This is a genomic window from Cryobacterium sp. CAN_C2 (genome assembly GCF_015751745.1).
In the GTDB taxonomy this organism is placed as follows: Bacteria; Actinomycetota; Actinomycetes; order Actinomycetales; family Microbacteriaceae; genus Cryobacterium.
The window spans coordinates 73,536-85,354 of sequence record NZ_JADOUX010000001.1; the positions used below are offsets into that span (position 1 = coordinate 73,536).

Sequence of the window (11,819 nt, forward strand, 5' to 3'; positions counted from 1 at the left end):
GACATGACGGTCACACAGCCGTCCCCGCGCGGCACGACCGCCCCGCGCTGCGCCCCGTCGACGGGGCGAACCGCGGCGCAGGTCGCCATGGTCGGTGTCGTCGTCTATGTGCTCGTCGATATCGTGCTGCAGTTTCTCCCGCCGCACTACAGCCCGATCAGCGAGGCGGAGAGCAACCTTGCCGTTGGTCCCTTCGGCTGGATCATGAACCTCAATTTCGTTGGTCGCATGATCACGTGCATCGCTGCGGTTGTTGCCCTGTCGACTCTCGGGGGCACCGGGGTTCTGCGTCGGATCGGTCTGGGGCTGTTTTTTATCGGAGGACTTTGCTCCGGGGTCCTTGCCTTCTTCCCCACCGATATTCACGAGGCGGGCGAACCGGGCCTGACGGCGGAATCCGTTGCCGGTAGGATTCACCTCACCGTGGCCACGATCGGGTTTCTGGCAGCACTCGCCGGCATCTGCGTGCTTACCGCGTGGTTGTCGAGAAGCCGGGTGTTGCCGCGGTCGCGCGTCGCGGCATCCGGTTTCACCGCCCTTGGCGTGGCCGGAATTCTTGTTCTCGGCCTGAGCGTCACTGTGCTTCCCGGGCTGTTGGGGCTCGCCGAGCGGGTGTGCCTGATCGGCATTCTCGGTTGGGTCTTCGGCGTCTGCCGCACGATTGCGGCCACCGGCACGCTGACGCAGTCTGCGCGATAGCCCGCAATAACGCCCCAGCAACGCAGGCGGGGCCGGACAACGTCTTCCGACTCAACCACAACATTCCCGCCCTGCTAAGCGAACTGCAAGCGAATGAAGCTGGCGACCGGTTCCGGCGTGAAATAGCAGACGTGGCCCGCGCCGTCGATCACGTCGTGCCGTTCGGGATCGGTCGACCCTGGCCGTCTCCGGATCCGGGTCAGCTCCTCGACGATCTCCTGGAAGGCGCGGTGCGACGTGCTGCCGCAGGCAAAGCGGATGTCGGCGTCCGAGCGTGCGAGCTGTGCGGTATCAACGGTTTCGACCGTGAGCGGCATGTCCCCGCGCACGAAGTTTTCGGCGAGCGCCGCGCCGCGCCGCGAGTACCACTCCATCCCCGCAGGGGCATCGAGCAGGCCGGCGAACACGGCGGCCATGGCGCCGGTCCAATCGCCGGGGTGGGAGGCGAGGTGCCGGTCGAGTGACTCCACGGAGCGAGCCGAGAGGGCGCGTCCGGACTCCGACTGTTCCAAGTAGCCGGGCTCGTACGCGATGACCCGGCGCACCAGCTCCGGGTGTCGCAGGGCCAGCTGCAGCGCCACGATTCCGCCGGCGCTGGCGCCGAAGACGTCGGTACCTTGCCGCGGGCGAACGAGTCCGAGCGTGCGGAGGAGTTCGGCGGCGTCGTCGGCGTGCTGCGCCGAGCCGCAGGGCCAGCCGTCCCGGCTGCTGCGAAGGGTGCCGCGCGCATCGTAGGTGACGACGGTGAACCCGGTCAGTCGCTCGGCGATGGACCGGAACATCTCGGCGTCGTCGCTGCACGCGCCGATGATCAGGATCGCCGGTCCAGTGCCGCGCAACTCCGCGTACAGCTGGCATCCGTTGACGGCGTGCCGGTTCGCGCTCGGTTGTTCACCCCCGGGCAGGGCGAAGGGATTGGTTTCGGGCTCACGATCCACCATGCGGGAATCATAGACCGCGCGGGCGAGGCCGGGACGTACGGTGGGGTGCCGACCGGATCCCCGGCCCAATCAGCCCCGACTATCCGGGAGCGGATGCGGCACCATGATCCTGGCTGCCTACGGCTACTGGCTGCGCGAAAAGGGCTTTTTGCGTAGCTGGGCGCTCCTGTGTGGTGTGCCAGAAGGTACACCCCACAAGAGGGTGCCCCGGAATGGGGGCACCTGTTGTGGCGCTCGTGAGCAATATTCAGTCGCGGCTAGTTTGTGCTCACTCGCTTGGCTACCCGAACCGGCCAGTGACAGATTGGAATAATCGTGAAAACCGTGACCCGAATCCGGGCTTTCATTAATAACATTCGCACCGACGAAGAGGGTGCCACGGCGGTGGAGTACGGTCTCATGGTTTCTCTCATCGCCGTCGTCGTCATCGGAACCGTCAGCGCAATCGGTGTCGCCCTGAACACCAAGTTCGGTTTGGTTCAGACCTCGCTCACCACCCCGTAACACGCACACCCGTCGCGTGGGCCATTGACCACACGTCCGTTGCCCTGCGCGTTTCCCAGGACTCTCGGTGCGTCGTTTCACGCTCGCTTGAGCGCTGCCTCATCGCTGTACCCGTTTGTGGAGCACAGGACACCCCACAGTCGACGCCCAGATTTGTCACGCTCGCCCTGGGACGGTTCATAGGTTTTGCGATCACCCGCGTCACCGCACAAGCACGGTCAATTCAGACCGGCTCCAGATAGAACGGAAAACGCGAAATGAAGTTCTACACCCAGATCCAAGCTCTCATCAACAGCATGCGCACCGACGAGGAGGGCGCCACCGCGGTGGAGTACGGCCTCATGGTCTCACTCATCGCTATTCTTGCCGCCCTGGCCATCGCCGGAGGATTCGGAGCGCTCGTCGGCATTCTGGTGACCGGGCGCAGGCTACAGGTCGTCACCGAGCTTGCGGGCGCGCCAGCGCTCCGCGAAGTCGCGGCGGGCAGGTCGGTTGTCGCTCGAAGCCGGGACCTGATTCCCCAGGGATACTTCGGCTGGCTTGAACGCCGCCGTGTGCTGGCCGGCCACCCGACGGATTGGGAGATTGACCGGATCCTGATCGTCAAACTCCTGATGGGAGTGGCCGGGGGGCTGCTGGCGGGGCTGTGGATCAGCGCGGACCCGGCACCGCTGCGCGTCGCGCTCGGCGCTCTTCTCGTCCTCCTGTGCTTTTTCACGCCCGACCTGCTCCTGCTCAGCCGCGGGCAGGAGCGGCAGCAGCTGATGCAGAACGCGCTGGCGGACACGCTGGATCAGATGACCATCGCCGTTGAGGCCGGCCTCGGTTTTGAGGCGGCCATGGCCAAGGCTGCCACGAACGGCAAAGGTCCGTTGGTCGAGGAGTTCATTCGCACCCTGCAGGATATGAGTATCGGTCGCACACGCAAGGCCGCCTCCCAGTTGCTCGCCGGTCGCACATCATCGACGGATCTGCGCCGGTTCACCGGGTCGGTCATTCAGGCTGATACCTACGGCATCGCGATCGCCAACGTGCTCCACGTGCAGGCCGGCGAGATGCGGCTGCGGCGTCGCCAGCGGGCCGAGGAACAAGCCATGAAGGTGCCGGTCAAGGTCATTTTTCCGCTGGTGTTCTGTATTCTGCCGGTCTTGTTCATTGTGCTGCTCACGCCGGCCGTGATTAGTATCGCCAAAGCTTTCTCCTGATTCTCAGGTGCGTCTGTGGAGGCCGTTATGGTGCACAAACGTGGACACTCGTGGCGGTTATCACGCGCGGGCACTGCCAAAAGTGCTCCCTCGCCGTAATCTAAGTACATGGTTGGCAAACGGGATGATGACGCGGTGAGCTGGGCGGGCGACGATGATCCAACGCTCGCGCCGGTCGAACTGCCCGAGGGGTGGACGACGCCGGGGCCCTCGTACACGCGGGACTCGGCTCGTTCCGCTGATACTGCTCGTATCGCCGGCTCTGCCGGTTCGGCTGACGCCGCGATTTCGGCGGCAGTGGATGACCCAGCCGACGAAAGGCCCGCGCAGAGCTCAGTGGCCCTGGTGGGCATGGGCATCCTCGGGGGAATGTACTTGCTCTATACGATTGGTTGGTTCATCGGGGTGGCCCGCATCGGCACCCCCGTCTCCGATCCGGTGAACGAATTCATGTTTTCACTCGGGGCCTGGCTCGCCGTCGCTGCGCCACTGGTCTGGTTCGGCGTGACCTTCTGGCTCACCACGAGCCGGCAACGAGCGCGCTTGCTCTGGCTGCTCGCCGGAGTCGTGCTGCTGGTCCCGCTGCCGTTAATCTTTGGAGCAGGAGTCGGCGTATGAGTGAAACCACCGAGCCCTCCCACGGAACCAACGGCGCAACCGACACCCATCGGCGCACGCCGCCGCGCTGGCTGCTGCTGACAATCGCCGGTTTTTTCGCCCTCTTCTACGCCTACGACGTGTGGGAGGCCATCGGCAACCTGGTCGGGCTCAACGGGCAGGCGCAGAGGCTCGGCACTCAGCTGAGCGCGCTCGGCTGGATCGTGCTCATTGGCGCAATCCTGATTCCGGTGGTCGTCTACGTGCTCGCGTATTGGCTCGGCCGCAGCCGCGCATTCGGTGTGCAGGCGCTCACCCTGCTCGTCGGCCTCTGCCTGGTTGCCGTGCTCTCCCTCGACATCATCGAGTTCTTCGGCCTTGGTCGCCTGATCGTCTGACACCGCGGACCCGCCGGATCAATTCCAGCGGGGTGATGTGCCGCTCAGAGGATGGCGAGGAGGATCAAAGCCATCAGGGCGAGCTGGGCGATTAGCCGGGGAACTAGTGGGATCGCGACACGTCCGAAGCGTTCGCGGTGACCGGCCGCGTAGGCGTTCGCGGGAAACACCGCGGCCAGAAAGATGATGAGGGCGACGCCGGCGGCGACCGTTGTCGGAGGATAGACCAGTCCGAGCCCGCCGGCTACTTCACACACACCGGTGAAGAGAACGAGGTTAATCGGGTTGGCCAGGCCCGCCGTGCGCATCCGTGGCGGAATCATTGCTGACATTGTGCGCTGCACCGAGGGCACGAAATGGATGATTCCGGCACCGATGAAGACAAGCGCGAGCACAAAGCGCAGCGCAAGTTGAAGTCCGTTGATTACGTCACTGCTCATGCGTCTATTCTGCAGCCAGTAGTCTGGCTGTGAGTGGCGCCCTCGGTCGCGGCACCAAACACGCCATCTAAGGATTTAATTTAGTGTCGAAGCCTGTTGTCCTGATTGCCGAAGAACTTTCACCTGCCACCGTCGACGCCCTTGGGCCCGACTTTGACATTCATCATGTAGATGGCACGGATCGCTTCGCGTTGTTCGCCGAACTTGCCACCGCACAGGCCGTTTTGGTGCGTTCCGCCACCAAGATGGATGCCGAAGCCATCGCGGCTGCGCCGCACCTCAAGGTCATCGCCCGCGCCGGCGTTGGGCTCGACAACGTCGACATCAAAGCCGCCACCGCGGCCGGCGTCATGGTCGTCAACGCACCCACCTCGAACATCATCTCGGCAGCCGAGCTGACCGTCGGCCACATTCTGAGCCTGGCCCGTCACATCCCGGCCGCCTCCGGCGCACTGGCCGACGGCCAATGGAAGCGCTCCAAGTACACCGGCGTTGAACTCTACGAAAAGACCATCGGCATCATCGGCCTCGGCCGCATCGGCGCGCTCATCACCGCCCGCATGCAGGCCTTCGGCACCAACGTCATCGCCTACGACCCGTACATCACTTCCGCTCGCGCCCAGCAGCTCGGTGTCACCCCGGTGACCCTCGACGAGGTGCTCGCCCAGTCAGACTTCGTCACCATCCACATGCCGAAGACGCCCGAGACCACCGGCATGATCGGTGAAGCCCAGCTCAAGCTCATGAAGCCGACCGCGTTCGTCGTCAACGTCGCCCGGGGTGGGCTCATTGACGAGGATGCCCTCCACGCGGCTCTCACGGCCGGCACGATCGCCGGTGCCGGGCTCGACGTCTTCGTGAGCGAACCGCCGACCGGCTCACCGCTGCTCGGCCTCGACAACATCCTCACGACGCCCCACCTCGGCGCATCGACCGATGAAGCCCAGGAGAAGGCGGGCGTCTCGGTTGCGAAGTCGGTGCGCCTCGCGCTCTCCGGCGAGCTCGTCCCGGACGCGGTCAACGTCGCCGGCGGAGTCATCGACCCCTACGTGCGCCCGGGCATCCCGCTGGTCGAGAAGCTCGGCCAGGTCTTCTCTGGCCTGGCCGCCCACAGCCCGCTCACGAGCGTCGATATCGAGGTTCGCGGCGAGCTCGTCGAATACGACGTCAGCGTGCTCAAGCTGGCTGCCCTCAAGGGCATCTTCACCAACGTGGTCAGCGAGACCGTGTCATACGTCAATGCTCCTTTGCTCGCCGAGCAACGCGGCATCAACGTGCGCATGATCACGGATGCCGAGTCGCCCGAGTACCGCAACGTGATCACCCTGCGCGGCGCTCTTGCTGACGGTTCGCAGGTATCGGTCTCTGGCACGCTCACGGGCACCAAGCAGATCGAGAAGATCGTCGAGATCAATGGCTACGACGTCGAGGTTCCGTTCGCTAAGAACCTCATCGTCATGCTGTACACCGACCGCCCCGGCATCGTCGCGGTCTACGGTCGCGAGTTCGGCGAGGCCAACATCAACATCGCGGGCATGCAGATCGCCCGCCACGTGGCCGGCGGCAAGGCGCTGAGCGTGCTGACGGTCGACACCGAGGTTCCGGCCGGGTTGCTCGCAGCGGTGCGCACCGCAATCTCCGCCGAGATCATGGTGGAGATCGACCTCACCGAGTAGGTGCGTGGGCCGTAGTTTTGTTGGTCGAGCTGGCCCGACCATTTCGCGACGGGTTTGTGGTCTCGACAGGCTCGACCGACGGGTGCTGGCTCGACCGACGGGTGCAGGCTCGACCGACGGGTGCTAGGGCAGCAGACGGGAGATCACGGCGATGAGGCGGTCCATGTCGGCGGCCTCGGGCGTGAGTGACTCCGGCCCGGCCAAGGACGAGTTCACGTAGAGACCATCGCTGATGAGCATGATCGTCTGGGCGACATCCCGGTCGTGCACGGTGTCTTCGATGACCGAGAGCCAGCGCCTGCGGATGTCGCCGAGAATCTGAATGGCCCGCGGATGCCGCCCCTGGGCGAGCCGGCTGCTCGCCACGTAGGCGCGGTCGAGAGGGCTGCCACCGTGCACTGAGGTGCGTATGAGATAGTCCACCGGGCCGGCTGGAGCCGAGCGAATATTCTCGGCATCCGTTGCCGCGAAAGCGTCGAGACGCTCAAGCTGGCCGTCGACCAGGGCGTCTTTCGATCCGAAATGGTAGAGCAGACCGCCCTTGGAGACCGAGGCGGCGGCAGCGACGGCATCGAGTGTCGCTGACCGCTCGCCGCCCTCGATCAGGAGCTCCTCGAACGCGTCGAGGAGACGATCCCGGGTTGAAGCGGGCCGGGCGGGCAGGGTCGCGGGCATGCAGTCATGGTAACGAACAACAGTCGGAGGCATTCGACAACTATACCGTCTAGACGGTATAGTTGGGACGTTCCCACTTTTGGTGCCCAGCCGGGTGTCCGGGAACTCAAAGAAAGCGACTGAGATCGTGTCTGCCCCCATTTCATTGCCCAGTGGCACCCGTATCGTCCGCGCCGGAGCGACGCCAGGCGCATCCGCTGCAGAGGCGCGGCACGACCGCCGCCGCTGGTGGGCGCTGGCCGTGCTCATGCTGCCGGTGCTGCTCGTATCGATAGATAACACCGTGCTGAACTTCGCGTTGCCGGCGATTTCGACCGCGACGAAACCGACCGGCGTGCAGCTGCTCTGGATGGTCGACATCTACCCGCTCGTCCTGGCCGGTCTGCTCGTGGCCATGGGCAGCTTTGGCGACCGCATCGGCCGCCGTCGCCTGCTGCTCATCGGATCGGCCGGGTTTGGTGCGGTCTCGGTTGCGGCGGCATTCTCGCCGACCATCGAATGGCTCATCGTCGCCCGCGCCGTGCTCGGTTTCTTCGGCGCCATGCTGATGCCCTCGACCCTGTCGCTGCTGCGTTCCACCTTCACCAATCGCGACCAGCGTCGGTTGGCGGTCGCCATCTGGGCGACCGGTTTCGCCGCCGGAAGCGCCCTCGGCCCGGTCGTCGGCGGAATCCTGCTTGAGCACTTCGCCTGGGGTTCGGTGTTTCTGCTTGCGGTGCCCCTGCTGCTGCCGCTGCTCGTGCTCGCGCCGCTGTTCGTGACTGAATCGCGTGACCCGCACCCCGGCCGCATCGACATCGTGAGCATTGTGCTCTCGCTCGCGACCATGCTTCCGATCGTCTATGGCATCAAATCGGTCGCCCAGTACGGGCCGACTGCCCTGGCCCTCGCCCCGATCGTTGTCGGTCTCGCCCTCGGTGTCTGGTTCGTGCGCCGCCAACTGCGCCTTCCTAACCCGATGCTGGACATGAGCCTGTTTCGCCTCGGCGCCTTCAGTGGCGCCGTGGTGATCAACCTGCTCAGCGTCACCGCCCTGGTCGGATGCCTGTTCTTCGTCTCGCAGCACCTGCAGCTCGTGCTCGGCCTGTCGCCCCTGGCGGCAGGACTCGTGCTCGTGCCCGGGCTCGCCGCGATGATCGTCGCGGGGCTCGTGATCGTGCCGATCGCTCGGCGGGTGCGGCCCTCGCGGGTGGTGCCGGTGGGGCTGTTCATTTCGGCCGCCGGCTTCGGGTTCATTGCCATCACCGGTGGTCGGATCGACGCGGCTGGTATCGCGATCGCATTCGTGCTGCTGGGCATCGGAATCGGCGCGGCAGAGACTATCTCGAACGAGCTGATCATCGCCAACGCTCCCGCTGACAAGGCGGGCGCGGCATCCGCTGTGTCAGAGACGGCCTACGAACTCGGGGCTGTGCTCGGTACCGCGGTACTCGGCACCATCCTCACCGCCTCGTACCGCAGCGCCGTCGCCCTGCCCGACACGCTGACCCGCGCCCAGGAGCACGCGGCGGGGGAGACACTGGGCGGCGCAGTGGCCGTCGCCGAGCAGCTGTCGGCCGGTGCCGCCCAGGCGCTGCTCCAGTCGGCGCGGCACGCCTTTGACAGCGGTGTCGGCCTGGCAGCCTGGATCGGGGTCGCCCTCGTGTTGAGCGCTGCACTCGTCGCCGTCATCTCCCTGCGCCGCGCCCGGTAGTCGGCGTATCCCCGGTGGCGGGTGTCAGGCGCCGGTGCCAGCTTCAGCCACCCGGCGCTGCTGCAACCAGGGAATGAGGCCGCCGGCCAACAGCATTTCGATCTGCCGTGTGGAGAGCCGCTGCCGTGCTGAGTATTCTTCGTTCCGGGTCTGATTGTGCACAGACATCTCGGTGCCGGCCAGAAGGGACTCCCGAATGCCGGTGATCACGAGCACGTCGCCCTGCTGAATGCGCTCTCGGTCGGCAGGGTCTACAAATTCAAGGGCGAGCACGCCGAAGTTAGCGAGGTTCTGCCAGTGAATCCGGGCGAATGAGACGGCCAGCACAGCACGCAAGCCCAAGAATCGTGGCGTGATGGCGGCGTGTTCGCGTGAGGAGCCCTGCCCATAATTGGCGCCCGCGACAATGACGTGGCCGGTGGCATCCCGGGTTTCCTCCGCCCGAGTCGGGTAGGTCGGGTCAACCTGGTCGAACGTGAATCGGGCGAGCTGGGGAATGTTGCTGCGATAGGGCAGAACGCGCGCGCCGGCCGGCAGAATCTCATCCGTTGAAATGTCATCGCCCACCTTGAGGATGACGGGGGCCGCGATGGTATCGGCCAGGGGCGTGAACATGGGCAGTGATGAGATGTTCTCGCCCTTGACCAGCTGTACCTGCATCGCCTCTGCGAGCGGCAACGGCGCTTCCAACATGCCCAGGTTGACACTGGACGTCGCCGGAAATTCGAGCGCTGGGTAGGTCAGACCGTACAATTCTTCGAGATCTCGGGGGTCAGTGATCGTACCCGTGAGCGCGGCGGCCGCGGCCGTCTCCGGTGAACACAGGTAGACCGAATCTTCCTTGGTGCCGGAGCGGCCGGGAAAGTTGCGTGGCATTGTGCGCAGGCTGATGCTCCCATTCGCGGGCGCCTGACCCATTCCGATACAGCCCATGCAACCCGACTGGTGCAGTCGCGCGCCAGCCCCGATCAAGTCCAGGGTGGATCCCATCAGGGTCAAATCCTGCAGAATCTGCCGCGAGCTGGGGTTGACGTCGAACGAGACCCCCGCGTGCGATTGGCGCCCCTTGACGATGGCGCCGACGATCGCGAAGTCGCGCAGCCCCGGGTTCGCCGAGGAGCCGATGACAACCTGGGCCACCGGTCGACCGGCGACTTCGCTCACCGGCACGACGTTGCCGGGCGAACTGGGCAGCGCGATCAGCGGCACGATCGTGGACAGGTCGATTTCTTCATTGACGTCGTAGGTGGCGTCCGAGTCGGCCAGGAGTTCGACGAAGTCGCCAGCGCGCGCCTCGGCGGTCAGGAACGCGCGCACCTGCTCATCTGCGGGAAAGACCGTGGTCGTCGCACCGAGTTCAGCGCCCATATTGGCGATGACGTGCCGGTCCATCGCGGTGAGGTTCGCCAGGCCCGGACCGTAGTATTCGACGATGCGGTTCACGCCGCCTTTGACGCCATGACGGCGCAGCATCTCCAGAATGATATCTTTGGCACTCGTCCACGGTGGGAGCTGGCCGGTGAGGCGCACACCCCAGATTTCGGGCATCCGAATGTAGAGCGGTTCTCCGGCGATGGCGAGTGCGACTTCGATACCACCTACGCCAATGGCCAGCATGCCGAGTGACCCGGCCGCCGGGGTGTGGCTGTCGGAGCCGACCATGGTCTTGCCCGGAATGCCGAAGCGCTGCATGTGAGTCGGGTGTGAGACGCCGTTACCGGCCTTGGAAAACCACAGGCCGAAGCGTTGGCAGGCCGAGCGCAGAAAATCGTGGTCTTCGGCGTTCTTACTGTCGGACTGCAGCAAGTTGTGGTCAACGTACTGCACTGAGACTTCGGTGCGGGCACGATCCAGGCCGAGCGCCTCGAGCTCCAGCATGACGAGAGTTCCGGTGGCGTCCTGGGTGAGAGTCTGATCGATGCGCAAGCCGATTTCGGCACCAGGTGTCATCTGGCCGCTGAGCAAATGTGAAGCAATTAATTTCTGGGCGACATTGTGTGACACTGGAGCCTCCTTGCTCGAACACCGTCGAGAAGTTCTCGATAGTGGCCTTCCTGCGAAGTGGTTCGCAGCAGTATCAAATCTAGGACAGCACGTGCGGAACCGCCAGCGCCAGGCAAAGTAAACGCGCGCGCTCCCGTGGTGGGGTTATTGTAATCAGTACGATGTTGTAGGTTGAAAAACCACCCCTCGCGTGAATGGAGCCCAGCCACCATGACGTACGTCATTGCTCTTCCCTGCGTTGATGTGAAGGATCGGGCCTGCATTGAAGAATGTCCGGTTGACTGTATTTACGAGGGCGAACGGATGCTGTACATCCACCCCGATGAGTGCATCGATTGCGGTGCCTGTGAACCCGTGTGCCCGGTTGAAGCGATTTATTACGAAGACGATCTGCCGGAGCGTTGGGCTGATTATTACCGGGCCAACGTGGAATTCTTCGAAGACATCGGATCCCCGGGAGGGGCCGCCAAAGTGGGAGTATTTGCGCAGGATCACGCCCTGATCGTCGCGCTTCCGCCACAGAATTGAGTACCGCAGGCTTCGTTTGAGCCGGGACCTCGTTATCGGATCTTGGCCACCGTGAACAGAATCGCCGAATCCTCTACCGCTTCAAGCGCGTGACGATCCTCCGGAACGATCAGCAGATCGCCCGTTGATCCGGTCCAGGACTTCTCACCGGAGGTCAGAATCACGCGGCCGTGGAGAACAAACAGGGTCGCCTCACCGGGGCACTCGTGCTCTTCCATCTTGGCACCGGCACGGAGCGCGATCACAGTCTGGCGAAGGGTACGCTCATTCCCCCCGTACACGGTCTTCGCGCTACGACCACTGCTCCCTTGCCGAGCATGATCCAACTCATGACGCACCAGGGCAGTCAGCGACGATTTCATCATCAGGCACCTCTCTTGCGTTCCGCTTTGCCGGCGGACGTGTGCCTCAGCATACTGTTGCGTTCATAAATTCGTCCACGAACGTGGCGATGATATC

13 protein-coding genes are annotated in these 11,819 nt (G+C 64.4%); 8 read left to right on the forward strand and 5 right to left on the reverse strand.

Going from position 1 to position 11,819, the window contains the following annotated elements:
• Positions 1-3: 3 nt before the first annotated feature.
• Positions 4-699, forward strand: a complete 696-nt coding sequence (locus tag IWX77_RS00380; protein ID WP_196842539.1) for a DUF998 domain-containing protein — start codon at positions 4-6, stop codon at positions 697-699.
• A gap of 74 nt (positions 700-773) precedes the next feature.
• On the opposite strand, the gene IWX77_RS00385 is transcribed toward IWX77_RS00380, so the two are convergent.
• A complete protein-coding gene (locus IWX77_RS00385) occupies positions 774-1,640 on the reverse strand; it encodes an alpha/beta fold hydrolase (protein WP_196842540.1) in 867 nt (288 codons plus the stop codon).
• 315 nt (positions 1,641-1,955) lie between these two features.
• Between IWX77_RS00385 and IWX77_RS00390 the strand changes: the two genes are divergently transcribed.
• From IWX77_RS00390 to IWX77_RS00405, 4 genes are all read left to right on the forward strand, one after another.
• Positions 1,956-2,144 (forward strand): Flp family type IVb pilin, encoded by a 189-nt coding sequence (locus tag IWX77_RS00390; RefSeq protein ID WP_297412775.1) that lies wholly within the window; start codon positions 1,956-1,958, stop codon positions 2,142-2,144.
• A gap of 257 nt (positions 2,145-2,401) precedes the next feature.
• Complete coding sequence (locus tag IWX77_RS00395; RefSeq protein ID WP_297412774.1) at positions 2,402-3,349, forward strand: type II secretion system F family protein; 948 nt, start codon at positions 2,402-2,404, stop codon at positions 3,347-3,349.
• Positions 3,350-3,457: 108 nt separating this feature from the next.
• Positions 3,458-3,967, forward strand: a complete 510-nt coding sequence (locus IWX77_RS00400) for a hypothetical protein (RefSeq protein ID WP_196842542.1) — start codon at positions 3,458-3,460, stop codon at positions 3,965-3,967.
• Positions 3,964-4,344 (forward strand): hypothetical protein, encoded by a 381-nt coding sequence (locus IWX77_RS00405; RefSeq protein ID WP_196842543.1) that lies wholly within the window; start codon positions 3,964-3,966, stop codon positions 4,342-4,344. Before IWX77_RS00400 ends, IWX77_RS00405 begins: the two co-directional genes overlap by 4 nt.
• Positions 4,345-4,388: 44 nt before the next feature.
• Here the strand turns inward: IWX77_RS00405 and IWX77_RS00410 are convergent, their stop codons facing one another.
• Positions 4,389-4,784 carry a DoxX family protein gene (locus tag IWX77_RS00410; protein WP_196842544.1) on the reverse strand — a complete coding sequence of 132 codons (396 nt, stop codon included), beginning with the start codon at positions 4,782-4,784 and terminating at the stop codon, positions 4,389-4,391.
• Positions 4,785-4,867: 83 nt separating this feature from the next.
• Between IWX77_RS00410 and serA the strand changes: the two genes are divergently transcribed.
• Complete coding sequence (serA, locus tag IWX77_RS00415; protein ID WP_196842545.1) at positions 4,868-6,460, forward strand: phosphoglycerate dehydrogenase; 1,593 nt, start codon at positions 4,868-4,870, stop codon at positions 6,458-6,460.
• Between the two features lie 123 nt (positions 6,461-6,583).
• Here the strand turns inward: serA and IWX77_RS00420 are convergent, their stop codons facing one another.
• Entirely contained in the window at positions 6,584-7,135 is a 552-nt protein-coding gene (locus IWX77_RS00420) for a TetR/AcrR family transcriptional regulator (protein WP_196842546.1), read from the reverse strand.
• A gap of 163 nt (positions 7,136-7,298) precedes the next feature.
• Between IWX77_RS00420 and IWX77_RS00425 the strand changes: the two genes are divergently transcribed.
• The gene (locus IWX77_RS00425) at positions 7,299-8,828 is read left to right on the forward strand and encodes an MFS transporter (RefSeq protein WP_297412783.1); all 1,530 of its coding nucleotides are present in this window, start codon (positions 7,299-7,301) and stop codon (positions 8,826-8,828) included.
• 24 nt (positions 8,829-8,852) lie between these two features.
• Here IWX77_RS00425 and IWX77_RS00430 read toward each other — a convergent pair whose 3' ends face one another.
• On the reverse strand, positions 8,853-10,832 hold the full coding sequence (locus IWX77_RS00430; protein ID WP_196842547.1) for an aconitate hydratase: 1,980 nt from the start codon (positions 10,830-10,832) through the stop codon (positions 8,853-8,855).
• Positions 10,833-11,042: 210 nt separating this feature from the next.
• Here IWX77_RS00430 and fdxA point away from each other — a divergent pair, with 210 nt between their 5' ends.
• Positions 11,043-11,360: a ferredoxin gene (gene fdxA, locus IWX77_RS00435; RefSeq protein ID WP_196842548.1), complete on the forward strand. Its 318-nt coding sequence runs from the start codon at positions 11,043-11,045 to the stop codon at positions 11,358-11,360.
• A 32-nt stretch (positions 11,361-11,392) separates the two neighbouring features.
• Here the strand turns inward: fdxA and IWX77_RS00440 are convergent, their stop codons facing one another.
• On the reverse strand, positions 11,393-11,725 hold the full coding sequence (locus tag IWX77_RS00440; protein WP_196842549.1) for a cupin domain-containing protein: 333 nt from the start codon (positions 11,723-11,725) through the stop codon (positions 11,393-11,395).
• Positions 11,726-11,819 lie beyond the last annotated feature (94 nt).